The organism is Anabaena sphaerica FACHB-251 (genome assembly GCF_014696825.1).
In the GTDB taxonomy this organism is placed as follows: Bacteria; Cyanobacteriota; Cyanobacteriia; order Cyanobacteriales; family Nostocaceae; genus RDYJ01.
In genome coordinates, this window is record NZ_JACJQU010000017.1 from 55,225 (window position 1) to 81,865 (window position 26,641).

38 protein-coding genes are annotated in these 26,641 nt (G+C 42.9%); 36 read left to right on the forward strand and 2 right to left on the reverse strand.

What is annotated here, in order from left to right:
* Positions 1-793: 793 nt before the first annotated feature.
* The 3 genes from H6G06_RS21385 to H6G06_RS21395 all read left to right on the forward strand — a co-directional run bounded on the left by H6G06_RS21385 (position 794) and on the right by H6G06_RS21395 (position 4,368).
* Positions 794-3,001 (forward strand): cation:proton antiporter, encoded by a 2,208-nt coding sequence (locus H6G06_RS21385; RefSeq protein WP_190563812.1) that lies wholly within the window; start codon positions 794-796, stop codon positions 2,999-3,001.
* A gap of 104 nt (positions 3,002-3,105) precedes the next feature.
* The gene (locus H6G06_RS21390) at positions 3,106-3,615 is read left to right on the forward strand and encodes a hypothetical protein (protein ID WP_190563814.1); all 510 of its coding nucleotides are present in this window, start codon (positions 3,106-3,108) and stop codon (positions 3,613-3,615) included.
* 3 nt (positions 3,616-3,618) lie between these two features.
* The gene (locus H6G06_RS21395; RefSeq protein ID WP_190563816.1) at positions 3,619-4,368 is read left to right on the forward strand and encodes an AMIN domain-containing protein; all 750 of its coding nucleotides are present in this window, start codon (positions 3,619-3,621) and stop codon (positions 4,366-4,368) included.
* A 103-nt stretch (positions 4,369-4,471) separates the two neighbouring features.
* Here the strand turns inward: H6G06_RS21395 and H6G06_RS21400 are convergent, their stop codons facing one another.
* Positions 4,472-5,014 (reverse strand): DUF3172 domain-containing protein, encoded by a 543-nt coding sequence (locus H6G06_RS21400; RefSeq protein ID WP_190563818.1) that lies wholly within the window; start codon positions 5,012-5,014, stop codon positions 4,472-4,474.
* A 441-nt stretch (positions 5,015-5,455) separates the two neighbouring features.
* On the opposite strand from H6G06_RS21400, the gene H6G06_RS21405 reads away from it, so the two are divergent.
* On the forward strand, positions 5,456-5,914 hold the full coding sequence (locus H6G06_RS21405; protein ID WP_190563820.1) for a hypothetical protein: 459 nt from the start codon (positions 5,456-5,458) through the stop codon (positions 5,912-5,914).
* A gap of 64 nt (positions 5,915-5,978) precedes the next feature.
* Here H6G06_RS21405 and ndhN read toward each other — a convergent pair whose 3' ends face one another.
* Positions 5,979-6,455 carry an NAD(P)H-quinone oxidoreductase subunit N gene (gene ndhN / locus H6G06_RS21410; protein ID WP_190563821.1) on the reverse strand — a complete coding sequence of 159 codons (477 nt, stop codon included), beginning with the start codon at positions 6,453-6,455 and terminating at the stop codon, positions 5,979-5,981.
* 845 nt (positions 6,456-7,300) lie between these two features.
* Here ndhN and rplC point away from each other — a divergent pair.
* From rplC to H6G06_RS21570, 32 genes are all read left to right on the forward strand, one after another.
* Positions 7,301-7,939, forward strand: coding sequence for a 50S ribosomal protein L3 (gene rplC, locus H6G06_RS21415; protein WP_190563823.1), 639 nt, complete (start codon positions 7,301-7,303; stop codon positions 7,937-7,939).
* Between the two features lie 59 nt (positions 7,940-7,998).
* The gene (gene rplD / locus H6G06_RS21420; RefSeq protein WP_190563825.1) at positions 7,999-8,631 is read left to right on the forward strand and encodes a 50S ribosomal protein L4; all 633 of its coding nucleotides are present in this window, start codon (positions 7,999-8,001) and stop codon (positions 8,629-8,631) included.
* Positions 8,624-8,938, forward strand: coding sequence for a 50S ribosomal protein L23 (locus H6G06_RS21425; RefSeq protein WP_190563827.1), 315 nt, complete (start codon positions 8,624-8,626; stop codon positions 8,936-8,938). Before rplD ends, H6G06_RS21425 begins: the two co-directional genes overlap by 8 nt.
* Positions 8,939-9,070: 132 nt before the next feature.
* Complete coding sequence (gene rplB, locus H6G06_RS21430; protein ID WP_190563829.1) at positions 9,071-9,934, forward strand: 50S ribosomal protein L2; 864 nt, start codon at positions 9,071-9,073, stop codon at positions 9,932-9,934.
* A gap of 122 nt (positions 9,935-10,056) precedes the next feature.
* Positions 10,057-10,335 (forward strand): 30S ribosomal protein S19, encoded by a 279-nt coding sequence (gene rpsS, locus H6G06_RS21435; RefSeq protein ID WP_190563831.1) that lies wholly within the window; start codon positions 10,057-10,059, stop codon positions 10,333-10,335.
* A 66-nt stretch (positions 10,336-10,401) separates the two neighbouring features.
* On the forward strand, positions 10,402-10,764 hold the full coding sequence (gene rplV, locus H6G06_RS21440; RefSeq protein WP_190563833.1) for a 50S ribosomal protein L22: 363 nt from the start codon (positions 10,402-10,404) through the stop codon (positions 10,762-10,764).
* 55 nt (positions 10,765-10,819) lie between these two features.
* Positions 10,820-11,575 carry a 30S ribosomal protein S3 gene (gene rpsC, locus H6G06_RS21445; protein ID WP_190563835.1) on the forward strand — a complete coding sequence of 252 codons (756 nt, stop codon included), beginning with the start codon at positions 10,820-10,822 and terminating at the stop codon, positions 11,573-11,575.
* Positions 11,576-11,661: 86 nt separating this feature from the next.
* Positions 11,662-12,087, forward strand: a complete 426-nt coding sequence (gene rplP, locus H6G06_RS21450; protein ID WP_190563837.1) for a 50S ribosomal protein L16 — start codon at positions 11,662-11,664, stop codon at positions 12,085-12,087.
* Positions 12,088-12,090: 3 nt separating this feature from the next.
* Positions 12,091-12,312: a 50S ribosomal protein L29 gene (gene rpmC / locus H6G06_RS21455; RefSeq protein WP_190563839.1), complete on the forward strand. Its 222-nt coding sequence runs from the start codon at positions 12,091-12,093 to the stop codon at positions 12,310-12,312.
* A gap of 12 nt (positions 12,313-12,324) precedes the next feature.
* Positions 12,325-12,576, forward strand: a complete 252-nt coding sequence (gene rpsQ, locus H6G06_RS21460) for a 30S ribosomal protein S17 (protein ID WP_190563841.1) — start codon at positions 12,325-12,327, stop codon at positions 12,574-12,576.
* A 43-nt stretch (positions 12,577-12,619) separates the two neighbouring features.
* Positions 12,620-12,988 (forward strand): 50S ribosomal protein L14, encoded by a 369-nt coding sequence (rplN, locus tag H6G06_RS21465; protein ID WP_190563843.1) that lies wholly within the window; start codon positions 12,620-12,622, stop codon positions 12,986-12,988.
* On the forward strand, positions 12,988-13,335 hold the full coding sequence (gene rplX, locus H6G06_RS21470) for a 50S ribosomal protein L24 (RefSeq protein ID WP_242039809.1): 348 nt from the start codon (positions 12,988-12,990) through the stop codon (positions 13,333-13,335). The genes rplN and rplX overlap by 1 nt, the downstream gene beginning before the upstream one ends.
* Positions 13,336-13,429: 94 nt before the next feature.
* Positions 13,430-13,978, forward strand: a complete 549-nt coding sequence (gene rplE, locus H6G06_RS21475; protein ID WP_190563845.1) for a 50S ribosomal protein L5 — start codon at positions 13,430-13,432, stop codon at positions 13,976-13,978.
* Between the two features lie 20 nt (positions 13,979-13,998).
* A complete protein-coding gene (gene rpsH / locus H6G06_RS21480; protein ID WP_190563847.1) occupies positions 13,999-14,400 on the forward strand; it encodes a 30S ribosomal protein S8 in 402 nt (133 codons plus the stop codon).
* A 122-nt stretch (positions 14,401-14,522) separates the two neighbouring features.
* Positions 14,523-15,071 carry a 50S ribosomal protein L6 gene (gene rplF / locus H6G06_RS21485; RefSeq protein ID WP_190563849.1) on the forward strand — a complete coding sequence of 183 codons (549 nt, stop codon included), beginning with the start codon at positions 14,523-14,525 and terminating at the stop codon, positions 15,069-15,071.
* A gap of 2 nt (positions 15,072-15,073) precedes the next feature.
* Positions 15,074-15,436, forward strand: coding sequence for a 50S ribosomal protein L18 (gene rplR, locus H6G06_RS21490; RefSeq protein WP_190563851.1), 363 nt, complete (start codon positions 15,074-15,076; stop codon positions 15,434-15,436).
* Positions 15,437-15,534: 98 nt separating this feature from the next.
* Positions 15,535-16,059: a 30S ribosomal protein S5 gene (rpsE, locus tag H6G06_RS21495; protein WP_190563853.1), complete on the forward strand. Its 525-nt coding sequence runs from the start codon at positions 15,535-15,537 to the stop codon at positions 16,057-16,059.
* A gap of 83 nt (positions 16,060-16,142) precedes the next feature.
* On the forward strand, positions 16,143-16,589 hold the full coding sequence (rplO, locus tag H6G06_RS21500) for a 50S ribosomal protein L15 (protein ID WP_190563855.1): 447 nt from the start codon (positions 16,143-16,145) through the stop codon (positions 16,587-16,589).
* Between the two features lie 69 nt (positions 16,590-16,658).
* Positions 16,659-17,972 carry a preprotein translocase subunit SecY gene (gene secY, locus H6G06_RS21505; protein WP_190563857.1) on the forward strand — a complete coding sequence of 438 codons (1,314 nt, stop codon included), beginning with the start codon at positions 16,659-16,661 and terminating at the stop codon, positions 17,970-17,972.
* Positions 17,972-18,526 (forward strand): adenylate kinase, encoded by a 555-nt coding sequence (locus tag H6G06_RS21510; protein WP_190563859.1) that lies wholly within the window; start codon positions 17,972-17,974, stop codon positions 18,524-18,526. Before secY ends, H6G06_RS21510 begins: the two co-directional genes overlap by 1 nt.
* A gap of 220 nt (positions 18,527-18,746) precedes the next feature.
* Positions 18,747-18,971: a translation initiation factor IF-1 gene (gene infA / locus H6G06_RS21515; protein ID WP_006276978.1), complete on the forward strand. Its 225-nt coding sequence runs from the start codon at positions 18,747-18,749 to the stop codon at positions 18,969-18,971.
* 117 nt (positions 18,972-19,088) lie between these two features.
* Entirely contained in the window at positions 19,089-19,202 is a 114-nt protein-coding gene (rpmJ, locus tag H6G06_RS21520) for a 50S ribosomal protein L36 (RefSeq protein WP_015079193.1), read from the forward strand.
* Positions 19,203-19,314: 112 nt separating this feature from the next.
* Positions 19,315-19,695, forward strand: coding sequence for a 30S ribosomal protein S13 (gene rpsM / locus H6G06_RS21525; protein ID WP_190563861.1), 381 nt, complete (start codon positions 19,315-19,317; stop codon positions 19,693-19,695).
* Positions 19,696-19,749: 54 nt separating this feature from the next.
* Entirely contained in the window at positions 19,750-20,145 is a 396-nt protein-coding gene (rpsK, locus tag H6G06_RS21530; protein WP_015215932.1) for a 30S ribosomal protein S11, read from the forward strand.
* Between the two features lie 345 nt (positions 20,146-20,490).
* Positions 20,491-21,435 carry a DNA-directed RNA polymerase subunit alpha gene (locus H6G06_RS21535; RefSeq protein ID WP_190563863.1) on the forward strand — a complete coding sequence of 315 codons (945 nt, stop codon included), beginning with the start codon at positions 20,491-20,493 and terminating at the stop codon, positions 21,433-21,435.
* Between the two features lie 32 nt (positions 21,436-21,467).
* Positions 21,468-21,818, forward strand: coding sequence for a 50S ribosomal protein L17 (gene rplQ, locus H6G06_RS21540; protein ID WP_190563865.1), 351 nt, complete (start codon positions 21,468-21,470; stop codon positions 21,816-21,818).
* A 77-nt stretch (positions 21,819-21,895) separates the two neighbouring features.
* On the forward strand, positions 21,896-22,774 hold the full coding sequence (gene truA / locus H6G06_RS21545) for a tRNA pseudouridine(38-40) synthase TruA (RefSeq protein ID WP_190563867.1): 879 nt from the start codon (positions 21,896-21,898) through the stop codon (positions 22,772-22,774).
* 65 nt (positions 22,775-22,839) lie between these two features.
* Entirely contained in the window at positions 22,840-23,295 is a 456-nt protein-coding gene (gene rplM / locus H6G06_RS21550) for a 50S ribosomal protein L13 (RefSeq protein WP_190563869.1), read from the forward strand.
* Positions 23,295-23,711, forward strand: a complete 417-nt coding sequence (gene rpsI, locus H6G06_RS21555) for a 30S ribosomal protein S9 (protein ID WP_190563871.1) — start codon at positions 23,295-23,297, stop codon at positions 23,709-23,711. The genes rplM and rpsI overlap by 1 nt, the downstream gene beginning before the upstream one ends.
* Before the next feature lie 126 nt (positions 23,712-23,837).
* Positions 23,838-24,071, forward strand: coding sequence for a 50S ribosomal protein L31 (gene rpmE, locus H6G06_RS21560; RefSeq protein ID WP_190563873.1), 234 nt, complete (start codon positions 23,838-23,840; stop codon positions 24,069-24,071).
* 105 nt (positions 24,072-24,176) lie between these two features.
* On the forward strand, positions 24,177-25,271 hold the full coding sequence (prfA, locus tag H6G06_RS21565) for a peptide chain release factor 1 (RefSeq protein ID WP_190563875.1): 1,095 nt from the start codon (positions 24,177-24,179) through the stop codon (positions 25,269-25,271).
* Between the two features lie 248 nt (positions 25,272-25,519).
* A complete protein-coding gene (locus tag H6G06_RS21570; RefSeq protein ID WP_190563877.1) occupies positions 25,520-26,611 on the forward strand; it encodes a HindVP family restriction endonuclease in 1,092 nt (363 codons plus the stop codon).
* Positions 26,612-26,641 lie beyond the last annotated feature (30 nt).

Consider the following 26,641-nt stretch of genomic DNA (forward strand, 5'->3'; position numbering starts at 1 on the left):
GGTAAGTAAGTCGGCACGATAAAACCTCTCTATGTTTAGTTTTGTAAAAACGGGAAATGTCCTATTTGTAAGGTATTTGTTAGATTTACATTTCGTCATATAATTTGATTTTTTAACTCCAACTTACTTATACTTGGATTTTGTATGTTTGAGTAAAATCTATAAAATCTCAAAAAGGGTTAACTATAAATTAAATTATAAATTTAAATTTTTCACTTTAATAAACATAAATAAACTGTAAAGATTCAGGATAGAGAATACATAAGACTTTGATCATCATGCTTGATTTTTTTATAAAATCTCGAATCTGTTAATTCCTGATTTTACAATTCTTCTGACTACTGAACTCTTGGTAGGGTATGCCTACGGCACGCCTGACGGCGAACACGTAGTGTGCCGTAGGCATAGCGTGGCGTAAACCATACTCCTTAACTCCTGAATTCTGACAATAAACCTAAGCTTTGAGCTATTTTGAGATTAATATTTTGATATTCTATTTATTGATACTGTGGTTAACAAAATACTGCCAAATTCTTTAATAAGTTAGTGATATTTTTGTTCATAAATGATTTAGGATGCTATATTTAATACTCCTCCGCCTTTTCTTAGTTGTGCTGGTAGTCATTTTGCCACTTACGTAACTTAATGATAATCGGAATATTTTTTGTTAATTAACAATAATTAACATTGGAAATGAATAGAATACACCTGTATTGTGTCTAACCAGGTTGACATTTTGCCATCCTTTAAAGAATTATCTTAGGGAACCCGGATAGCCTGTTGAGAGGAAACTATGCACACAGTTATTCTAGTCCTGGTTGAGGTGTTGATTGTTATTGGAATGTCACGGCTAGTAGGATTGGCATTTAAATCAATTAAGCAACCACTCGTAATTGGTGAGATTGTAGCTGGTATCATGTTGGGACCATCATTATTTGGTCTAATTGCTCCCCATGCAGCAGCTACCCTGTTTCCACCAGAAGCTGTTCCTTTCCTGAATCTTTTATCTCAGGTAGGACTAATATTTTTCATGTTTTTGATTGGTTTGGAGCTAAATCCGAAATATCTCAGCGGTAACTTACAAGCAGCAATTCTGACTTCAAATATCAGCATTATTGTTCCTTTTTCTCTGGCATCAATTTTATCTTTGCTGCTTTATCCCCTAGTTTCCAATGCGAGTGTCTCCTTTACAGCCTTTACCTTATTTTTGGGTGCGGCCATGTCAATTACAGCCTTTCCTGTATTGGCACGAATTATCACTGAGAATAATTTACAGGGAACACGTTTAGGGACATTAGCTTTAACTTGCGCCGCCGTTGATGATGTGACAGCATGGTGCATTTTAGCAGTAGCGATCGCAGTTGCTCGTAATGGTAGCATCGATCAAAAAGCTATCCTCACCATTTTTGAAAGCCTCATCTACATTGGTTTTATGTTCACCGTTGGGCGTTGGTTTCTCAAACGCCTCATGACCCATTATCGCCGCGCTGGACGGTTAAGCCAATTTGTTCTGGCCTTGATTTATATGGGAGTTGTTGCTTCTGCTCTCATTACTGAATTTATTGGCATTCACCTAATTTTTGGCGCATTTTTATTAGGTGCAGTCATGCCCAAAAATGCAGAATTAGTTAGAGAATTAGCTGTAAAAACTGAAGATTTTGTCTTAATTTTTCTGCTCCCTGTGTTTTTTGCCTACAGTGGTTTAAGGACGCAAATTGGTTTACTCAACCGTCCTGAATTATGGCTACTGTGTGCATTAGTTTTAGGAGTAGCGATCGCAGGTAAGTATTTTGGTACTTATGTAGCAGCCCGCCTCAGCGGCATCAACAAACGCGAAGCATCAGCCCTCGGTTGGTTAATGAATACTCGTGGTTTAACAGAATTAATTGTTTTGAATATTGGTTTAGAGTTGGGTGTAATTTCACCTTTGCTATTTACGATGCTGGTAGTTATGGCCTTGGTGACAACATTTATGACATCACCATTACTAGAATGGACATATCCGAAACGGTTAATCAAGTTAGATACAGTAGAACCAGAACCAGAGCAGGAAACAGATACATATACAGAGGTGAGAGAAAGTATGGAATCTTTCGTTACCTCCTACCGCATTTTAGTCCCCGTAGCTAACCCCAGCACTCAAAAAGGTTTAGTACAGTTAGCAGTAGCTATAGCTCTCAACTACCGACAACCTGCTGTTATCAATCCTCTCAGCTTAATTGAATTAGAAGAAAACTACGGTTTTGAAAGTACCCCAACAGAAGCGAATCGCTTAATTGCCGAGCGTCGCCAGCAACTAGAAGAATTAATTGATACCTTAGAACCGCCAATCATTCGCTCTTATATACATCCTGTCGTTCGTATATCAAGTAATGTCGCTAGAGAAACAGCCCAAATTGCCCGAATCGAACAACCAGATTTAATTCTCGTTGGATGGCATCGTCCAGCCTTTAGTAATAATCGCTTAGGTGGAAGAGTCGGGCAAATTCTCACCACCGCACCAGTAGATGTGGCTGTATTTGTAGATAGAGGTGGGGAACGTTTAGAAAGTTTGCTAGTTCCCTACTCCGCAAATATCCATGATGATTTAGCTCTGATCCTCGCCCTGCGACTGCTCATCAACCGTGATACTTGTATGTTGCAGATTTTACAAGTCTTAGCAGGAAATCACGCCCAAGATGAATTGAGTTATGAACTGCATAGGATGATCGAGCAATTACCAGTTAGTGTGCGCGATCGCATAGAAATTAAACACATTGCCGACCCAGAACCCATGCAAGCCGTAGTTGCAGCCTCAGAAAATGTTGATTTAACCATTGCTGGTACTAGTCGCGCTTGGGGTATTGAAAGACAAACTCTAGGACGATACACAGATGAACTAGCTATTCAATGCCGTTCTTCACTACTGATAACTCGTCGCTACAGTCAAGTTACCTCTCATCTCAGTTCCCTGCTACCAGAAGTTAACCACCAAGAAATACAGCAGATTGCAGGTAAATGAGGTACGGATATGAATTATAAAAGTCTTGTGGTGCGGGCATCTTGCCCGCTGTCTACCTCACTCAACCTGATTTTGATGTAATTCATAATTCGTAATTACCAATCATGAACAACTTCAACTTCAAATCTTTAGCAATTTCTGGAGTAGCGATCACATCAGTTCTCATCTTATTCAAAACTGTCACCGCTTATGGTGAAAATCATCTTCGCGCTACCAGTCTCATTCACAACCGTTATCATCTCACCCTAGCTAAAAACTTGCCAAACTGTGAAAAAGTCAACTCACTAGTTTTGAATATTCAACAGTCTGGTATTTACCTCAATGCCTCTTTATTAACAGTCAACGCAAATACAGATACAAAAACCCAGCTTCCTCTCACAGGTATTTTGAAAAATCAACAACTAGAATTATCGGGAAAAATTGACAGTTCAATTTTCTGTCAAACTCCCTCTGTCCAAAATAGTCAAATTCAACCCATCACAATTCAAATGTCACAACTGAATAACGATAATATTCCCGGTCAACTAAAAATCAACAACATTCCCACCACTTTAGAATTCACCGCTTTACCCCAAACAGAACCCAAAGCTACTACCAAATCAGAAAGCCATTAAAACATGAAAAATCAACTTAGAACCAGGAAATTTTACCTTTTAAATCTTTTAATAGTCAGCTTATTTACTTTATGTTCCGCAATTGCTATCAATACTTGCGTTAGTCTTGCAATTGCCAAATTAGCAACACTAAATAAATGGCAGTTCAACCCTAAATCGCAGCAACTAGAAATTACCCTTTCCGCAGTTACAAAACCTGAGTATTTCTACCTTGAGCAACCCCCGCGTCTAGTTGTAGATTTACCTAATACCCAATTAGGCAATGTAGACACCCAAAAAAACTATTCTGGAACAATCCAGAAAATTCGCGTTTCCCAATTTAGCCCTAACATCACCCGCATTGTCATCGATTTAAAACCAGGAACTTTTGTCGATGCCAACCAGGTAAAACTTCAACCCATTTCCCCAAAAAACCCAACTCGCTGGGTTTTAAGCCCTATATTCTCCCATAATAGCACTTCTTCAATCAATCAGGCATCCCCAGCCCCTTTGATGACTCTCCCACCACCAGCCACCAATTTACCCATAAACCAACAACCTTTTGTAATTGCACCGCCTCTTAATTCTCAAAACCCTGCTCCATTATCCAACTTGATGATTATCCCAGCTAATTCTCCCAATTCTTCAGAGAATGCCAATATCATTACAGTACCTAATTCTTTACCCAATGTTCCTAATTCCCAAAATTCTACAGATGAAATTCTTAGTATTCCTATAATTGAATTTGGTCAACCACTACCCACTATTAAATAAAAAGTCAAAAGTCAACAGTCAAAATAGAAAATAGGGAAGATGTATCTTTCTTCTCCCTTCTACCTCTTGCCTCCTGACTTCTGACTCCTGAATTATAAGGTTTTTAGAATCTTTCTGTATCCTGATTTGGTGCAACTGCTCCCGGTTGAGATAAGAAGAAGTTTTGAGCAGATTCATTCTGATATATACACCTAATATCTGGCTTTTCACTGTCTAAATTACCTGTAAAGCCAAAAGTATTAAGGCGATTTTTACATTCCCTCACCTGATCTGATGTCACAAGTTTTTTGTTTTCTAAAATTGCCCAGTTATTTTGACGGATCACACATCCAGGACGAATATTAGGCTGGGCAACATAGACATTAAAGGGGTTAAGAGTTACAAACAGTCTGGCATCCATGACCATCGCGCTGGCTCCATACTGCACGCAAATTTCAGGGTTTGGTGCTTTGGTATCAATGAATTCACGGGAAGCCACATTGGATGGGCTTAATGTGCTTGTAGAACTAAACGCAATACCAATCCCAATTCCCAAAATCAACACCCCTCCCAAAATTGCAATAGTAGTGAAGTTAAATAAAGGGGATTGGAAAACAGAGGGTTTAGGAGTAGTAGCAGCTGATCTACCAGTAGATTTACGTCTCATTTTTGCTTGTTCACCTTCATGCCAACTTGAGAGGGAGTTATCTATTCTCTCCCTACTTCAGTATGACGATTATTAAGGAAAATTGTCCCTTATTTTCAATCTAATTCCCATAACTCTTGTGAGGTGGGCATCTTGCCCGCTAAATAATTTAATACTAAGTAAATACTCTAAAAAACCCAAATAAACGCTTACTTTATTAAATGAACACTCTGAAGGTGCGATCGCTAACTTACGAACAGAGTCTTTTTCACAGATGTCTACCGGGAAAGTGCGCCCTTATTCTTCTCTTCCTCTTTGCTCCATTGCACCTTTGCGCCTCTGCGCGAAACAAAAACAAACGCATTCAACAGCAAGTGCAAATAAACAAAGTTTTCCAAAGTTTCTCTCTCACCTAGTCAACAAAACGATAATCTGACTGCATAGTGGAGAAGAAATTCAGTAATGACCCAGCCTTCTAATATTCGTCAACTGTTAACTGATGCCAAACTAGGACTGCTACCGTATCTAGATAACCGCCTCAATGAGATAGCCAACTCCTGGCAGCAACTAGAAAATCTGCGTTTAGAGCCTTATGATATTGAACTGGGAGAATGCAACACCATAGCAGCAAACGAACCCAGACCTCTGATTACTCAGTCAGTTTCCCTCAGATGCTATATCGCTGGTAGCATCAAAGATAAATTAGAACTCTTGCTTTTAGCTTCAGAATTACAAAATTCCCTGGATGCAACTATCTTTGAATGGAGTAACCGTGAGTGGTATCAGTTCGAGAAACCATTGAAGCGACCAGTAACACAAATTACAGGTGGTTTAGATTACGAACTGCTAGAAAACCCTCCCCACTCTTGCCGTCTGGCTATCTATCGAGAATTTGATTTAATCTACACTATCAGCTTTTAAAGCTGCCATAATCAGAGTCAGCAGTCAGTCAAAAAACAACTGACAACTGACAACTGACTAGTAACTAACTAGCTAACAGTGTTTTTTCCAGCGGAGTCCAGCGGAAATAGCGATCGCCACCCCGTTCAATCACCACTTTTACCCGTGGTTCCAACTTCGGCAAATTAGCCAAATATTCCACTTCCTGATCAGAAAGAATATGTCCCTCAATAATCCATAGCAATAGACCCTTAGACTTAGGTGGTAACTGTTCCAGATGAGAACTGATCATTGGTGGTAGATAATACACCTCACCCACTGCTGCACCGCTACCAGTGCTTTTTTTACCCAGATGAGGAGGTCTAACTCCATGAACTCTCGTCAGATAGGCAGCAACATCTCCTAGTCCCCTGGCCGTAATGTGGAGGTTAATATAGCCAGCAGCCCGTAATCGACGGCGATACCGACCTTCATAGCCTCCCTCCAAAGGAACATATACACCCAGAGCGCCAAATTTCTCCAAATCCCGGATTAAACCGTTGCCAGTGGTAATTAGTGCCATAAATTTTCGTCTTATCCCACTTAGATATTTCTATTATTCACCTTTTGATGGTAGATTAAGTTAGATTAAGTCACAGAATTTTAGCATTATGGGCATTGAGCGCAGGGGACTTTCTCTTTTCCCACGTGTATTCATCCCCCAAGCAAAATCTGCCCCGCCAATTACTAGACAAAAATCAATCAATGATTTATATTATTAGATTGTGACCAAACAGTAAAATTAGGTAGCTATCTTATTTAGCACTCTCAGCCAGGACGAGCATCAAAATTTGATGACTTAGATAATTCCCCAGGGATAATCTGGTGGAAATGCACAAGAGACTGCTAAACTAAAAAAGCTTTCAGGTCAAACTCAGAAGCTCATGGCTATCAACCCACAGCCAAATAAAAGCTTCAGTCCGTGTTCACTCCCGCAGCCCCTAAAAAAAGGCAAATCCTCAAACAGTAGTTTAAGGTATTTAGAGAAGTAGAGCCTGAATAGCAATTTTCAGGAAACGGATACTGAGTGGAAAATAGCCACTTAAGTCCTACTACAACCGGAGAGTGCCAGAGCAATCGCTTGGACGAAAGCATTGCTGCACAAAGCGCAAAGCAATAACGTCTTGCATTGATTCCAGAAGTAATGCCTTCCGATGAAGAAGGTAATTATTACTGTTTTGGTGGATAAGTGAGTGAAAAATAAACAGATTCACCAAACAGTAGGGAAACAGTTTGTTGCGTCATAAAGAATTTGCACTGTCTAACGCCAGTCCAAATTGGGGAGAAGATTCCCCCCGAAAACGACGCTGACAAAGCTTGTCCTAGTCCGATTCCACGGTCAGCAAATAGAAAGGAGAACCAGTTACTGTGTCTGTAGGTATTCTCGGCACCAAGCTGGGCATGACCCAAATATTTGACGATGCAGGAAGAGCTATTCCTGTCACCGTAATTCAAGCCGGGCCATGCACTGTTACACAAGTTAAGACAAAACAGACCGACGGTTACTCTGCCATCCAAGTTGGTTATGGCGAAGTGAAGCCCAAGGCATTAAATAGACCACTACTAGGACACCTAGCTAAATCATCGGCCCCAGCATTGCGGCACTTGAATGAGTATCGCACTGATGCCTCTGGTGATTATGCTTTAGGTCAAGAACTTAAAGCAGATATTTTTAGTGAAGGTCAAATTGTAGATGTGATCGGTACAAGTATCGGTCGCGGTTTTGCGGGGAACCAAAAGCGTAATAACTTCGGTCGCGGTCCCATGTCACATGGTTCCAAAAACCACAGAGCGCCCGGTTCTATCGGTGCTGGTACAACTCCTGGTCGTGTTTATCCCGGTAAACGGATGGCAGGGCGCTTGGGTGGTACTCGTGTCACAATTCGCAAACTAATCGTAGTGCGAGTAGATGCAGAACGCAACTTAATTCTCATTAAAGGCGCTATTCCTGGTAAACCAGGAGCTTTAGTGAATGTTGTACCTACAAATAAAGTTGGTAATAAATAGTTTTAGTTGTTTAGCTGTCAGCGTCAACTGACAACTGACCACTGACAAAGGACACAAAAATGGTTGAGAGTGTAGTTAAGAATTGGCAAGGAGACCAAGTTGGCCAGACCAGCTTTGAGTTGCGAGTTGCCAAAGAACAAACAGCGGCGCATATAGTACACCGCGCCCTCGTCAGACAAATGACCAATTCTCGCCAAGGTACAGTCAGCACCAAAACCCGTTCTGAAGTACGTGGTGGAGGTCGCAAGCCTTGGAGACAAAAAGGTACAGGTCGCGCTCGTGCCGGTTCTATTCGTTCACCCCTATGGCGTGGTGGTGGTGTGATCTTTGGACCAAAACCCAGAGATTTTAACATCAAGCTAAACCGTAAAGAACGACGCTTGGCATTGCGGACAGCCTTTGTTAGTCGCACCGAAGATTTGATTGTTGTAGAAGAATTTAGCAACGAACTACAACGCCCCAAAACCAAGGAAATGGTAGCAGCATTAGCCCGTTGGGGAGCAGCACCAGAACATAAATCCTTGTTAATTTTGGCTGAAATGGCAGAAAACGTAATTTTGTCAGCCCGCAATATCGAGAATTTAAAGGTAATTGCAGCTGACCAATTAAATGTTTACGATTTGCTGCACGCTGACAAAATCGTTGTGACATCAGCAGCTTTAGAAAAAATTCAGGAGGTCTACAGTGCCTAACTTTGACCCCCGTAACCTTGCCGATTTAGTACGTCGTCCAATTCTTACCGAAAAGGCGACAATCATGATGGAGCAAAACAAATACACATTTGAAGTAACTCCAAAATCGACGAAACCAGAAATTAGAGCAGCAATTGAAGACTTGTTTCAAGTCAAGGTTGTAAAAGTCAATACCTCCTTACCACCACGCAAAAAGCGCCGAGTCGGTAAGTTTATCGGCTTTAAACCCCAATACAAGCGGGCTGTTGTAACCATAGCAACTGGGGACGCAGAAAAAATCAGACAAGTTCTCTTCCCAGATGTTTAAGAATTTTAGATTTTAGAAGTGATGATTTTATATTGGGCTGGTAAATAGTTGCCAAGAAACAATTAAAAATCGCCAATCAAAATCACTAAAATTCTCAATCTCCAATCGAAAATCCGAAATTCAAAATTACTTATGGGTACTCGTTCTTATCGCCCTTATACCCCCAGTACTCGCCAAGTTACAATCTCCGACTTTGCGGAAATCACTAAAACTGAGCCAGAAAAATCACTGACTGAATCAGTACATCGTCCCAAAGGTCGGAACAATCAAGGGCGGATAACCAGCCGTCGTCGGGGAGGCGGACACAAGCAACTTTACCGGATTATCGACTTTAAGAGAGATAAGCGGGATATTGCAGCTACAGTTACAGCAATTGAATACGATCCTAACCGGAATGCGCGAATCGCCCTGGTTGTATATGAAGATGGCGAAAAACGCTATATTTTACATCCCAATGGCTTGAAAGTAGGCGCAACAATTATTGCTGGCGTTGAAGCTCCTTTTGAAGATGGTAACGCCTTACCTCTGTCTAAGATTCCTTTGGGTACTAATGTTCATAACGTGGAAATGACTCCAGGTAAAGGCGGTCAAATTGTCCGTGCTGCTGGAGCGACAGCCCAAGTTGTGGCTAAAGAAGGTAATTACGTAACTCTTAAGTTACCTTCTGGTGAAGTTCGCATGATTCGCCGTGAATGTTACGCCACCATTGGACAAGTAGGCAACACTGACGCGAGAAACCTGAGTGCTGGTAAAGCCGGACGGAATCGCTGGAAGGGTCGTCGTCCTAAGGTCAGAGGTAGCGTCATGAACCCTGTTGATCACCCACATGGTGGTGGTGAAGGTAGAGCGCCCATCGGTAGATCGGGACCTGTGACACCTTGGGGTAAACCAACTTTAGGTGCTAAAACCCGCAAGCGCAAGAAAGCAAGCACTAAATTAATTGTACGTCGCCGTCGTAAGTCTTCTAAACGTGGACGTGGTGGTCGTCAGTCTTAGAATTTTAGATTTTCAATTTTGGATTTTAGATCGGGTCTACTTGTAGGCATCCAAAATTGGGGAAACCTAATAATCCGAAATTCTAAATCAAAAATCAAAAATCAAAAATCAAAAATTGAACTATGGGTCGTTCTCTAAAAAAAGGTCCTTTCGTTGCTGATCACTTACTCAGCAAGCTCGAAAAACTGAACGCTAAAAACGAGAAGCAAGTCATCAAAACTTGGTCAAGAGCCTCGACAATTTTACCGATGATGGTAGGTCATACCATAGCTGTTCACAATGGAAAACAACACGTTCCAGTGTTTGTAAATGAACAGATGGTAGGACATAAGTTGGGTGAATTTGCCCCAACCCGCACCTACAGAGGTCATGGTAAAAGTGACAAAAAATCGGGGAGATAGTCATTAGTCATTAGTCATTAGCTAAGAAGAAATGACCAATGACAAATGACCAAAATGGAGAAAATTATGGCAACTGATACTACAGAAGTTAAAGCGATCGCTCGTTACATCCGCATTTCTCCCTATAAAGTGCGTCGTGTACTTGACCAAATCCGGGGACGGTCATATCGAGAAGCACTCATCATCCTGGAATTCATGCCCTACCGAGCTTGTGATCCAGTATTAAAGGTGTTAAGAAGTGCAGCAGCTAATGCTGAACATAATGCAGGACTAGAACGGGCGGAACTAGTCATTACTCAGGCTTATGCTGACCAAGGTCCAGTCCTGAAACGGTTTCAGCCCAGAGCGCAGGGACGAGCTTACCAAATTCGCAAGCCGACGTGTCACATCACTGTCGCTGTCGGTGCAGGTGCTACTGCTGCTAAATAAGCAAAATACAGACACAAGTAATTGCGTACAGTAAGAAATTTTAGAGGAAGCATTTGTGGGACAGAAAATTCATCCAGTCGGTTTTCGTCTGGGTATTACACAAGAGCATCAATCCCGTTGGTTTGCGGTTCCTGATCGTTATCCAGAACTGCTACAGGAAGACCACAAACTCCGTCAATACATAGAACAAAAACTGGGTAGATCCGCTCAAAACAACGCCGGGATTTCCGAAATACGTATTGAGCGCAAAGCTGACCAAATCGACCTAGAGGTAAGGACAGCTAGACCAGGTGTGGTAGTAGGTCGGGGTGGACAAGGTATAGAATCACTGCGTACCGGACTCCAAGAAATGCTGGGCAGCAACCGCCAAATTCGCATTAACGTAGTTGAAGTTCAACGAGTTGATGCTGATGCCTACTTGATTGCAGAATACATTGCTCAACAACTAGAACGCCGTGTTTCCTTCCGTCGTGTAGTTCGCCAAGCTATTCAACGCGCCCAAAGAGCAGGAGTTCAAGGGATTAAGGTTCAAGTTGGTGGTCGGCTCAACGGTGCGGAAATTGCCCGGACAGAGTGGACACGTGAAGGCAGAGTACCTTTACATACCCTGCGGGCTGATATTGACTATTCTTGCTGCACAGCGCAAACAGTTTACGGCATTTTGGGCATCAAGGTTTGGGTATTTAAGGGAGAAATTATTCCTGGACAGGAAGAAACTCCAGCCCAACCAACAACAAGGGATCGCGAACCCCGCCGCCGTCAACAACAACGCCGTCGCCAGCAATTTGAAGACCGCTCCAATGAAGCATAGTCATGAGTCAGCGATCATGAGTTAGTGGGAAAAACTGACAACTGACAACTGACAACTGACAACTGACAACTGACAAATAGCAAATCATGTTAAGCCCTAGAAGAACAAAATTCCGCAAACAACAACGCGGACGCATGGAAGGTCTGGCAACCCGTGGTAGCACCCTCAACTTTGGGGATTTTGCCCTCCAGGCACAAGAACCATCGTGGATTACGTCCCGGCAAATAGAGGCTTCCCGTCGAGCAATGACTCGTTATATTCGCCGGGGTGGTCAAATCTGGATCAGGATTTTCCCTGATAAACCTGTAACTATGCGTCCCGCAGAGACCCGGATGGGTTCCGGTAAAGGTAATCCAGAATTTTGGGTAGCTGTCGTCAAACCAGGACGGATTTTATTTGAAATCGCTGGTGTTTCCGAAGAAGTAGCCCGTGAAGCTATGCGATTAGCAGCTTATAAACTGCCAATCAAAACCAAGTTTATTGTGCGCTCTCAACCACAGGAGCAGGAGTAGGTTATGCCTCTTCCCAAGATTTCAGAAGCTAGAGAATTAAGTGACGAAAAACTGTCTGAGGAAATAGTCGCTGTCAAAAGACAACTATTTCAGTTGCGCTTGCAAAAAGCCACTAGACAGCTAGAAAAACCCCACCAGTTCAGACACGCCCGCCATCGCCTCGCCCAACTGCTGACAGTAGAGGGAGAACGCCAACGGGCTGCAAGTCAATCGACTAAGGAATAAAAGTAGGAGATTATGGCAGTCAAGGAACGAGTTGGCTTGGTAGTGAGCGATAAAATGCAAAAAACAGTGGTAGTTGCTGTGGAAAACCGCGCTCCTCACCCCAAGTACGGCAAAATCGTAGTTCGAACCCGGCGCTATAAGGCTCACGATGAAGATAATCACTGCAAAGTGGGCGATCGCGTGCGTATTCAGGAAACTCGACCCCTGAGCAAAACTAAGCGTTGGCAAGTTACAGAAATCCTCAACGCTAAAGCTACAACATAAATAGTTGTTATCAAATTAACAACTCTATCCGGGAGACTAAGTTGTGATTCAACCCCAAACTTATCTGAATGTCGCAGATAATAGCGGTGCCAAAAAACTCATGTGTATCCGCGTATTAGGTGCAGGCAACCGCCGCTACGGTGGCGTGGGCGATAAAATTATCGCTGTTGTTAAAGAGTCCTCACCCAACATGGCTGTGAAAAAGTCTGATGTCGTGGAAGCAGTAATTGTCCGCACCAGAAAAAGTATAAATCGTGACAGTGGCATGAGCATTCGTTTTGATGATAATGCCGCAGTCATCATCAACAAAGATGGTAATCCTAGAGGTACACGGGTTTTCGGACCAGTGGCACGGGAATTACGCGATAAAAACTTTACCAAAATAGTTTCTCTCGCGCCGGAGGTGCTGTAATGGCAAAGCCACAACCGAAAGTTTTTCATAAAATGCACGTCAAAACTGGCGACACTGTACAAGTGATAGCTGGTAAAGATAAGGGTAAAGTTGGGGAAGTAATTAAAGCACTACCCCAACTCAGCAAAGTCCTGATCAAAGGTGTGAATATCAAAACAAAGCACGTTAAACCTCAGCAAGAAGGGGAATCTGGGCAGATAGTCACCCAGGAGTATCCCATTCATAGCTCTAACGTTATGCTTTATTCCACCAAGCAAAACGTCGCTAGTCGAGTCTGCTACACTTTCACCGCCGAAGGTAAGAAAGTGAGAATGCTCAAGAAAACAGGTGAAATCCTCGATAAATAGTCATTCATCGGTCATTGCTCATTTGTTAAGAACAACTGACAACTGACAAAAAACTTTCCCTGACCAAGCCCAGGGATAATAAGGACAAATAACTATGGCGACAACAAGACTCAAAAATTTATACCAAGAGACAATTGTCCCCAAACTAACCCAACAGTTTCAATACACCAACGTTCATCAAGTACCGAAGGTGGTGAAAATAACTATTAACCGGGGTTTGGGAGAAGCTGCTCAAAATGCTAAAGCATTAGAAGCATCTTTAAACGAGATTGCAGTGATCACTGGTCAAAAACCAGTAGTGACAAGGGCAAAAAAGGCGATCGCTGGCTTCAAAATTCGTCAAGGTATGCCTGTGGGCATCATGGTGACTCTCAGAGGCGAACGGATGTATGCCTTTCTCGACCGACTGATTAGCCTATCATTACCTAGAATCCGCGACTTTCGCGGTATTAGCCCCAAAAGCTTTGACGGACGGGGTAACTATACTCTGGGTGTACGAGAACAGCTGATTTTTCCAGAAGTCGAGTACGATAGCATCGATCAAATCCGTGGTCTAGATATTTCTATCATCACCACAGCGAAAAACGACGAAGAAGGACGTGCCTTACTAAAAGAAATGGGAATGCCCTTTCGCGATCAATAAGTTCATCTAAAGAGGGAACGATGGCGGCTAACGACACAATTGCAGATATGCTGACGCGCATCCGCAATGCTAACCTGGCAAGGCATCAAACTACACTAGTGCCAGCCACAAAAATGACTCGTAGTATTGCTAAAGTACTACAGCAAGAAGGCTTTATTGCTGAAATTGCGGAATCTGGAGAAGGGATAAAGCTTAACCTAGTAATTTCCTTGAAATACAAAGGTAAGAATCGTCAACCCCTAATTACAGCCTTGAAGCGCGTGAGTAAACCAGGTTTGCGCGTTTACTCCAACAGAAAAGAATTACCCAGAGTACTAGGTGGTATCGGTATCGCCGTTATTTCCACATCCAGTGGGATTATGACTGACCGCGAAGCGCGTCGTCAAAACCTGGGTGGTGAAGTGCTTTGCTACGTTTGGTAGTCGTCAAATGCCTCCGGCACGCATTCGCGAACGTCAATAGTTCAGTTCCACCTAAAACTGACAACTGACAACTGACAACTAACAGATGACAATTGACAAAGGACAAAGGACAAAATTAAGTCATGTCTCGTATTGGTAAACGTCCAATTACTGTTCCCGCCAAAGTACAAGTGGCGATTGATGGCACAAAGGTAGTGGTGAAAGGTCCAAAAGGAGAACTTTCTCGTGAACTACCTGCTCATGTCATGGTTGCTCAAGAAGGCGAAACACTTTTGGTGACACGTCGGGATGAAACCCGTACCTCAAGGCAAATGCACGGTTTAAGCCGTACCTTGGTTGCCAACATGGTCGAAGGAGTTTCCCAAGGTTTTCAACGGCGGTTGGAAATTCAAGGGGTCGGTTATCGCGCCCAAGTTCAAGGCCGTAACCTAGTGTTGAATATCGGTTATAGCCATCAGGTACAAATTGAGCCACCAGAGGGAATTCAGTTTGCTGTAGAAAATAACACTAACGTCATCGTTAGTGGTTATGACAAGGAAATAGTAGGTAACACAGCAGCTAAAATTCGTGCCGTTCGTCCACCAGAACCCTACAAAGGTAAAGGCATTCGCTATGCCGGTGAAGTGGTCAGACGCAAAGCTGGTAAGACTGGTAAGGGTGGTAAGAAGTAAACATGAAACTTACTCGTAGAGAATCAAAACAGCGTCGCCATCGGCGCGTGCGTGGTAAAGTTAGCGGTTCCCCAGAACGCCCACGCCTAGCTGTATTTCGCTCCAATGAGCATATTTATGCTCAATTGATTGATGATACACAGCATCAAACCATCGTGGCTGCATCAACCGTAGAACCAGAGTTGAAGTCTAATTTAGCTTCTGGAGCTAACTGTGATGCTTCAGCGCAAGTTGGTAAGTTGATAGCAGTGCGCTCCTTAGAAAAAGGCATCACCAAAGTCGTTTTTGATCGCGGTGGCAACCTCTATCATGGTCGCATCAAAGCACTAGCTGAAGCAGCACGCGAAGCTGGTTTAGATTTCTAAAGTCATCTGTCAGGGAACAGGGAACAGTAATAACTGATAACTGATAACTGACAACTGACAACTGACAACTGACAACTGACGTTGAGAGAGCATTGATTATGGCAACGGGTCGTCGTAAAGCAAACAAAGCAAAAAAAGAAGAAACTAACTGGCAAGAAAGGGTGATTCAAATCCGTCGTGTTAGTAAAGTCGTCAAAGGTGGTAAAAAACTCAGCTTCCGGGCAATTGTAGTCGTTGGAAACGAGCGCGGCCAAGTTGGTGTGGGAGTAGGCAAAGCCTCTGATGTAATTGGTGCAGTCAAAAAAGGTGTCGCAGATGGTAAAAAACATCTGATTGATATTCCTATTACCAAATCTAACTCCATCCCCCATCCCATCGATGGTATCGGTGGAGGAGCTAAGGTAATGATGCGCCCAGCAGCACCAGGTACAGGGGTAATCGCTGGTGGTGCAGTTCGGACTGTCTTAGAGTTGGCAGGAGTACGTAACGTTCTCGCTAAACAACTCGGCTCTAATAATCCTCTGAATAATGCTAGAGCCGCCGTTAATGCTCTATCTACACTGCGGACATTTGCTGAAGTCGCTGAAGATCGGGGCATTGCCATCGAGAATCTCTATATTTAGTAAAGCTTTGATATTGGATTTTTTATCTAAAATCCACAAGCAAAACGAGATTATCAATCCCAAATCTAAAATCCCAAATCAAAATGAGACTCAACGATGTTAAGCCCCAAAAAGGCTCAAAAAAACGCCGTAAGCGTGTAGGTAGAGGTATTTCTGCCGGACAAGGCGCTAGTGCAGGTTTAGGTATGCGGGGTCAAAAATCCCGCTCTGGTAGCAGCACTAGACCAGGATTTGAGGGGGGTCAACAGCCATTGTACCGCCGTATACCCAAGCTCAAAGGCTTTCCTGTCGTTAATCGTAAAATTTACACTACGATAAATGTAGAGAAGTTGGCCTCTCTAGCCGCTAATTCAGAAGTAACTTTAGCTTCTTTGAAAGAGTCCGGTATTGTTACATCTGTTAAAGGTCCATTGAAAATATTAGGCAATGGAGAATTGGGCGTTCCGCTCAATGTACAAGCGGCAGCTTTCACAGGCCAAGCTCGCAGCAAAATTGAGGCAGCTGGCGGGAGTTGTCACGTCTTAGACTGAGCCAGGACGGAGCATCCCCAGCTAGTCAACTCGCTTCCAGCGCCTGGTTCACTATAAAGGTAGCACTCTATGATCAGTCGAGACAAAGCCCCAACGGCTCAAGAAACTTTTATGCAGATGGCGCAAGCAGCTGGACTGAGAGGTAGGCTGCTTGTTACGGTCGGTATTTTAATTTTGGTTCGCCTGGGCATCTTTTTACCAGTACCAGGAATTAATCGCGAGAGATTTGCAGAAGCTATATCCGGCAATAATTCCATCTTCGGATTATTGGATATATTTTCGGGACGGGGACTCTCTACTTTGGGCGTATTCGCCTTGGGGATTTTGCCCTTTATTAATGCGTCCATTATCATCCAATTGCTGACTGCTGCTATTCCATCTTTAGAAAATTTACAGAAAAATGAAGGGGAAGCAGGTCGGCGGAAAATATCGCAAATTACCCGCTATGTAACTGTAGTTTGGGCGATTGTTCAAAGTGTAGCTTTTTCGGCATTATTCCTGCAACAATTTGCTTTGAATCCAGGCCCTTTGTTTGTAGCGGAAACGGCGATCGCTCTTACTGCTGGTTCAATGTTCGTGATGTGGGCATCAGAACTGATCACAGAACGGGGTATTGGTAATGGCGCATCTTTGTTGATTTTTGTCAATATTGTGGCTTCTTTACCAAAATCTTTAGGCAATACCATTGACTTGGTACAAGTGGGTGGTAGAGAAGTTGTTGGTCGTGTGATTGTCCTGTTACTAGTTTTCCTCATGACAATTGTAGGAATTGTGTTTGTACAGGAAGGAATGCGCCGCATCCCGATTATTTCCGCCCGTCGTCAAGTAGGACGTAGAGTATTAGCAGAACAGCGTAGCTTTTTGCCTTTACGTTTGAATCAAGGTGGTGTGATGCCGATCATTTTTGCTGCGGCTATCCTCAGTTTGCCACTGCTAATTGCCAACTTCACAAAAAATGCTGATTTGGCAAATATCGTTAACACCTATCTGAGTCCTAGCGGTTCTGGTTCTTGGGTTTATGCTTTGGTATACATGGTTTCCATTATCTTCTTTAGCTACTTCTATTCTTCCTTGATTCTTAACCCAGTAGATGTGGCACAAAACTTGAAGAAAATGGGTTCGAGTATTCCCGGTATTCGCCCCGGTAAGGCTACCAGTGAGTATATTGAGCGTGTTAGCAACCGACTGACTTTTTTAGGCTCACTTTTCTTAGGTTTAGTGGCAATTATCCCTACAGCTATAGAAAGTACCTTAAATGTCCCTACTTTTAGAGGTTTGGGTGCTACCTCTTTGTTGATTTTAGTGGGCGTGGCAATTGATACGGCAAGACAAATTCAAACCTACGTTATCTCTCAACGCTATGAAGGAATGGTGAAACAATAGTGACGCGATTAATCTTCTTGGGACCACCAGGTGCTGGTAAAGGAACTCAGTCCAAAATTTTGGCTGATTTTTTGAATATTCCCCATATTTCTACTGGTGACATTTTACGGCAAGCCATTCAAGACCAAACTTCTTTGGGTATCAAAGCCCAAAGCTATATGGATCAGGGTGAGTTAGTTCCTGATCAACTTGTGGAAGATTTGGTTAAGGAACGCCTTTTTCAACCAGATACTGAAAACGGTTGGATTCTTGATGGCTTTCCCCGCAAAGTAACCCAGGCGGTATTTTTGGCAGAATTACTGGCAGAAACAGGGCAGAGTGGCGAAAAGGCAGTCAACTTAGATGCACCAGATGAAATAGTTATCTCTCGGTTGCTGGGACGTGGACGCAAAGACGATAGCGAAGAAGTGATTCGTCGTCGTTTAGAAGTATACCGCGATGAAACTGCACCCTTGATTGACTATTACAGCGATCGCCACAAACTTTTGACTGTTAACGGTAATCAGTCCCCAGAAGAAGTCACCACCGAATTAAAAAACGTCATAGCTGCTTAAAGGGACAGTCCGGGGAAACATAGGAGAGCAGAAAAGATCAGGCAAACAAAAGGGAATATTTATCTTTACTTTTGCATAAGTGCCTTTTCCCCATCCCCCGTCCCCAGTCCCTTTTAGCTAAGATATATTAATAAACTGTTGATATATTTCGCAAGTTGTGTTGTCTTACCGATTGCATCTGTGGCAACGGAACAAAAAATTGTTGAGTTGAGGAAAAAACTTGTCTAAACAAGATTTGATTGAAATGGAAGGGACTGTCACCGAGTCATTGCCTAATGCAATGTTTCGTGTTGATTTGGACAACGGTTTTAATGTCTTAGCACACATTTCCGGCAAAATTCGCCGTAATTACATCAAAATTTTACCTGGCGATCGCGTCAAAGTGGAGTTAACTCCCTACGACCTGACAAAAGGCAGAATCACCTATCGACTACGGAAAAAGTAAAAATAATGTAGAGAATCTTACCATAAATCAGCTTTTTTGGGATTTACCCATTTACTTAACTGAAATAATTTCTCTAGAAATGCTATAATTTACCATTTGGAGTCAAGTAGAAAAGGCATGAAAGTCAGAGCCTCAGTCAAAAAAATCTGTGAAAAGTGCAGCGTGATCAAACGCCGTGGTCGCGTCATGGTGATTTGTGAAAACCCAAAACACAAGCAACGTCAAGGATAAAACTCTGAACTACCAGAGTCTGGTGCATTCCCAAATCACCATCAAAACCAAAGGACCTGCTTAATTACGTTTTGGCAACTGCGAATACGAACAAAAGAGGGAGATATTCATTGTGGCACGGATTTCGGGAGTAGACCTTCCCCGCGATAAGCGCGTAGAGATTGGTCTGACTTACATTTACGGAATTGGGTTATCAAGGTCGCAGGAAATCCTAGCAGCCAGCGGTGTGAACCCAGACACCCGCGTTAAAGACTTAAGTGATGCTGATGTAGCAGCCCTGAGAGCCGAAATAGAAAGCAACTATCAAGTTGAAGGAGACTTACGGCGCTTAGAGGCGATGAACATCAAACGCCTAGTTGATATTGGCTGTTATCGAGGTCGTCGTCATCGCATGGGTTTACCTGTGAGAGGACAAAGAACCCGCACCAACGCCAGAACCAGACGCGGAAGAAGACAGACAGTGGCTGGGAAGAAGAAAGCCCCTGGCAAATAATTTTTCTTGGCTTGCTCATCCAAGCAAGTTTTACCTTAAATTCACTAAACAAACATGGCAAGACAACCAACTAAAAAATCCGGGAGCAAGAAGCAGAAACGGAACGTACCCAACGGCATGGCCTACATTCAGTCTACTTTCAACAATAGCATTGTCACCATTACCGACCAAAATGGAGATGTCATCTCCTGGGCAAGTGCTGGTTCTAGTGGATTTAAGGGGGCAAAAAAGGGAACACCCTTCGCAGCACAAACCGCTGCTGAAAGTGCAGGCCGCCGAGCCATCGATCAAGGGATGCGTCAAATTGAAGTCATGGTCAGCGGACCTGGAGCAGGTAGAGAAACTGCTATCCGGGCGCTGCAAGGAGCAGGACTGGAAATTACGCTGATTCGGGATATTACCCCGATTCCTCACAATGGCTGCCGTCCACCCAAGCGCCGTCGAGTTTAACTGTCAACTGTTAAGCACGATCAGGCGGGAAGTTAATGTTAAAGCAAATCACCTACAAGGCTATCTGGGGCTTATAGAGTATTAACTGCTTAAGCAAAGTTAATACTTGTTCTCTTCAGATCCATGCGGTGACTAGGAAGCACATCAGCTCTTCCTATAGGGAGGGCTGCTAAACTTTCGACAATCCAAAATATTTTCAGTGCCTGCGGGTTGAATTGGAAAATCAAACTTTAACGCCCTTAGATGTTGGCAGTTTGATCAACCACAGCCATAGATCAGAGCATAAAGTGAATTCGAGAGGCAAATCAATGCCTGCTAGCAGCACCTTAAAAGGGAGGCTACTCCGTGGCGCAGTTTCAAATTGAATGTGTAGAGTCTAATACAGAGGAAAGTCGGAGCCATTACAGTAAATTTGTTCTCGAACCGCTAGAACGTGGTCAAGGAACAACTGTAGGCAACGCGTTACGGCGGGTTTTGCTTTCCAATCTAGAGGGAACAGCAGTTACAGCAGTGCGTATAGCTGGGGTTAGTCATGAGTTTGCCACAGTTCCTGGCGTGCGGGAAGATGTGCTGGAAATTCTCATGCGAATGAAGGAAGTTATCCTCAAAAGCTATTCCTCTCAACCCCAAATTGGTCGGTTACTAGTTAATGGTCCTGCAACAATCACAGCGGCACATTTTGATTTGCCAAGTGAAGTAGAAGTGATCGATCCAACGCAGTATGTAGCTACCATCGCCGAAGGTGGCAAACTGGAAATGGAATTTCGGATCGAGAGAGGTAAAGGTTATCGCACTGTAGAGCGCGGAAGGGAAGAAGCCACATCTTTGGACTTTCTGCAAATTGACTCGGTGTTTATGCCGGTGCGAAAAGTCAACTATAGCGTTGAAGAAGCCCGTGGGGATGGAACCCTCAAAGATCGACTGCTGTTAGAAGTTTGGACTAACGGCAGTCTTTCCCCTCAAGAAGCACTATCTTCCTCTGCGGGAATTTTGGTAGATTTATTCAACCCGTTGAAAGATATCTCCCTGGAACCAACGGATACTGGTTCAGATATTCCAGACGATCCAACTGCTCAGATTCCCATTGAAGAATTGCAACTTTCTGTCCGGGCATATAACTGTCTCAAACGAGCGCAAGTTAACTCTGTGGCAGATTTGTTGGATTATACCCAAGAAGACCTCCTAGAAATCAAAAACTTTGGTCAAAAGTCAGCGGAAGAGGTAGTGGAAGCTTTACAGCGTCGCTTAGGCATTACTTTACCGCAGGAAAGAGGTTCTAAACAAAGTTAATTTCAGTCCCTAATAAGTCATAGTGCATTATTATGCGTCACCGTTGTCGAGTCAAAAAACTTGGTAAACCAGCTGACCAGCGTCGCGCTCTGTTGCGATCGCTGACCACCGAGCTAATCCGTCATGGTCGGATTACCACTACTTTAATCCGCGCTAAAGTCCTGCGGAGTGAAGCAGAGAAGATGATCACCCTAGCTAAAGATGGTTCTTTAGCAGCACGTCGGGAAGCACTGGGCTACATCTACGACAAAACCCTAGTTCATGCCTTATTTGAGCAAGCACCCACTCGGTATGCTAACCGTCAAGGGGGTTATACTCGCATTCTGCATACCATTCCCCGTCGTGGTGATAATGCGGAAATGGCGATTATTGAATTAGTTTAAGGGAACAGGGAACAGGGAACAGGGAACAGTGAAGAATCAAAACTGCTCACTGACCACTGACCACTGACAAAACCAGTATGTTAGAAAGCCGCCAGCCGACACCAACTTACCGAGTAGCCTTGGTCATTCAGTATCTAGGCACTAGTTTTCATGGCTGGCAACGGCAAAAGGCGCAGCGAACCGTCCAAGAAGAGATAGAAACAGCTATAGCTACTGTTCTGGGGTATCATGTGACACTCCACGGCGCAGGGCGAACCGATGCCGGAGTTCACGCATCTGCTCAAGTAGCCCATTTTGATGCCACAGGTTTAATTCCCGCGCACAAGTGGGCAACAGTTCTGAACAGTTACCTACCCCCGGATATATTAATCAGAGCTTCGGCGGGTGTAAACGACCGTTGGCACGCTCGCTTTAGTGCAATGTTCCGACGGTATCGGTACACAATCTATACTGAAGCTCTACCAAACTTGTTTGTGAACTCCTTCAGTTGGCATTATTATTATGCTCCCTTGGATGAATCCTTAATTCAAGCTGCCCTTAAACCTCTGCTGGGAAAACATCATTTAGCGGCTTTTCATCGTGCAGGATCAGCACGATCGCATTCCTGGGTAGAAGTACAAGCAGTAGAGTGTCGTCGTAGCGGTTCCTTTATCCATATTGAAATTCAGGCAAATGGATTTTTGTATGGCATGGTGCGGCTGTTGGTAGGGATGCTGGTAGAAGTAGGTTCTGGACAGCGATCGCTCGATGATTTCACCGACATTTGGAAAGAACAACGCCGGGAAAAAGTGAAATATGCCGCACCACCCCAAGGCTTATGCTTGTTAAGAGTAGGGTATCCAGATTTTCCTTTTCCCTCGGAAATTTGGTATGACACCCTACCATATTTAGTGTTTGGTCATGATGGAAAGGTGACAGGTGACAGGGAACAGGTAACAGTGGAGAATAACCACTGACAACTAACGACTGACAACTGACAACCAGCAACGGACCAACAACAAAAAACAAAGGACAAATAACAATGAGTAGTAAAACTTACCTTCCTCCTCAAGCATCCCTTGAGCGCGAGTGGTACATAGTAGATGCCACCGATAAACGTCTCGGCCGACTAGCCAGCGAAATTGCTATGGTTCTAAGAGGCAAAAGAAAAGTCGAATATACTCCCCACTTAGACACAGGTGATTTCGTTGTTGTCATTAACGCCGAAAAAGTAGCAGTTACAGGTAAAAAACGTACCCAAAAACTTTACCGTCGCCATTCCGGTCGTCCTGGTGGGATGAAGACAGAAACTTTTGCCAAACTGCAACAGCGCCTACCAGAAAGGATTTTAGAACACGCCGTTAAAGGTATGTTGCCTAAAAATAGCTTGGGTAAGCAATTATTCACAAAATTGAAAGTCTACGCTGGACCTACCCATCCCCACGCAGCGCAACAACCAAAAGAACTCATTATTAATACAATTCCTGGAGAAAACTAATGCAAGTAGCAGAAGCTAACAGCGGTCGCGCCGTTTACTGGGGTACTGGCCGTCGTAAATCAGCAGTAGCACGGGTACGCCTAGTTCCAGGCGAAGGTAAATTTGTAGTCAACGGCAAAGATGGAGAATTATACTTCCAATTCAATGCCAACTACTTAGGAGCTATCAAAGCACCCTTAGAGACTTTGGGACTAGAAAGCGAATACGACATTTTGGTGAAAGCCGAAGGTGGTGGCTTGACAGGACAAGCAGATTCTATTCGTTTGGGAGTTGCTCGTGCTTTATGTCAGCTAGACCCAGATAATCGCTCACCTTTGAAAACCGAAGGCTATCTAACTCGTGACCCACGAGCTAAAGAACGCAAAAAATACGGTTTACACAAAGCCCGGAAAGCTCCTCAATACTCCAAACGGTAAGGCAGGAGGCAGGAGGCAGGAGGCAGGAGGCAGAAGGTATTCTAAATTTTCCCCAGTCCCCACTCCCCAGTCCCTAGTCCCCAATCCTAGTTATAATTCTGATAGAAAAACACCACAAAAGGAACAATGGCTAAATCTGATATTCATCCCCAGTGGTATCCAGAGGCAAAAGTCTACTGCAACGGTCAAGTTGTGATGACTATTGGTTCTACCAAACCCGAATTACACGTAGATGTTTGGTCTGGAAACCACCCATTTTACACAGGCACTCAGAAAATTATTGACGCTGAGGGTAGAGTTGAACGCTTCCTCCGTAAATATGGTATGTCTAGCGAGCAAAGCAGCAAAGACAAAAAGTAGCTGGTTGGCTGTAGCTTTTAACGACGACCCTGCATTGATGTAGGGTCGCTTGTCATTTAATGCAGTAGCCACACTTGTTATTTTTTAGGAGCAATCGCACGCGTCATGGCTGAATCATACCTGCTGGAGAAACTTAAATCTGTTGAACAAACCTTTCATGAATTAACTCGTCGTCTGGGTGATCCTGATACGACTAAAAACCCTGATGAGTATCAAAAAATTGCCAAGTCTCGTTCTTCTTTGGAAGAAGTAGTTAATACCTACGAAACTTGGAAAACAGCCCAGGAAGAATTAATAGGGGCGCGTCAGGTACTCAAAGAAGCAAATAGTGATCCAGAGTTGCAAGAAATGGCAGCTTTGGAAGTCAATGAATTAGTAGAAAAGCTGGAATACCTGGAAAGTCGTTTGAAGGTGTTACTGCTACCCCGTGACCCCAATGATGATAAAAACATCATGTTGGAAATTCGCGCTGGGACTGGTGGCGATGAAGCTAGTATTTGGGCTGGAGATTTGCTGCGGATGTATTCCCGCTATGCTGATACTCAAGGCTGGAGAGTGAAGCTAGTCAGCGAGTCTCTCGGTGATATGGGCGGCTTCAAAGAAGTGATTTTAGAAATTCAAGGCGACAGCGTTTACAGTAAGCTGAAGTTTGAAGCTGGTGTACATCGTGTGCAGCGCGTCCCCGCCACGGAAGCTGGGGGAAGAGTTCACACTTCTACAGCCACTATCGCAATTATGCCGGAAGTGGATGAAGTAGAAATTCATATTGACCCGAAAGATATTGAAATGAGTACAGCCCGTTCTGGTGGTGCTGGTGGACAAAACGTTAACAAGGTAGAAACAGCCGCTGACTTGTTCCACAAACCAACAGGAATCAGAATTTTCTGTACAGAAGAACGCAGCCAGTTACAAAACAAAGAACGGGCGATGCAAATTTTGCGGGCGAAACTCTATGAAATGAAGCTACGGGAACAACAAGAAGCTGTCACTTCTATGAGGCGATCGCAAGTAGGTACAGGTTCCCGTTCTGAAAAAATTCGCACCTACAATTATAAAGATAGCCGGGTGACTGACCACCGTTTAGGTCAAAATTTTACCCTTAACCCTGTCTTGGAAGGCGATTTAGAAACTTTAGTCCAATCTTGTATATCTCAAGACCAACAAGAGCGTTTAGCAGAGTTAGCTGCTGCTAACAACTAATACTCATTCTTAAATAACCTGAAAAACCGCTTATTTTGCTGTTAATTTTAATATCAATAGGCGGTTTTCTCATGTTAAGGTTTCGCGCAAAGTAAGAAAAATAAATAAACAAATTTTTTATATCTCATGCAAAGACGCAATTTTTAGATAGTAAGTGTACAATAAGTATTGTTAACTAAATCAAAATATTACTTATGATATAGTATTACTCTGGATAAATAATTCATATTTTAGCATATTTCAATATTATGAATTTTGATCAAATACAGGTGGGATTATTCGGACTACTTTATTCTAATCGAGATTTTTCTCAAAGAGAAAGCTGGGGTAAAAATCAATTTAATAATTCCTTTCCTGCATCATTAGCTTGTTATATGTATCATAAAGGAATGAAGCTAAATTATTTAATCCTGGATAAAAACTTAAAAATTCAGCATCAAGAAATAGATGTTAATCAAATATTTGGTATTGCCCCTCTTTCTCCTAATTTATTTTTCTCCTTTGAAAGTGATTATGTACCCTATAGAAAAATAGTTACAGGCAAACTGCCACGAGTTGATTTAGTAACTCACGATATTAATAGAAATGATGCCTGTTTACGAAGTATAGAAATCAAGTTAACAGCATTACCTGACAACTCAACTTATCGTTTACCAGATAATCAATATGGTTGTGAAATTGTTACCAGACCAGATACTATCATATATCTTGCTCTCAGTATTGCTCATGAGTTTGAAAATTCGAGAGATAAGCTACTAAATTATCTTCAACCTGTATGTAGTCAAATTGAAGATTGGTCAAATATACGTCAGGTATTACCTTTTATACCTCAAATTGTAGATTGTTTAGATACTTTATTAAGTGAAAATCTTGAAATTCAATCTCCATTAGTCATGCAACCAGTATGGAAAACATTAGGTAAAACTTCCAAGCTTTATCAAAATTGCTTAGATATTTTTGTTTGGAGTAACTTCGGATTTACAAGACTTTTTGTTGATATTACTAAAAGATTAGCTAAATCAGAAGAAACTATACAAAGACCTATGCGTTCTGTTGTATGGTTGGCAAAGATGTTATACGAATTTGCTCTTGTTGGTAAAATAAATCATAAATTAGTTATTGATACATTAACCTATAATACCAAGAATGATAAAGCTTTTGCTTTAAGTGGCTCAAATACTCGTCTATATATGACTTGTGATAATTTGATTCAACCCCGAATTACAAAACAAGAAATCAAAAATATAATTTTAGGAGGAGGACAAAACTTTTTAAGTCCTGAGCGAAGATTTGATGCCATAATCTTGAGTAATCCTGAAATTTTTGATGATATATTATAGGAAATATAATGAATATGCAACTACAATAAT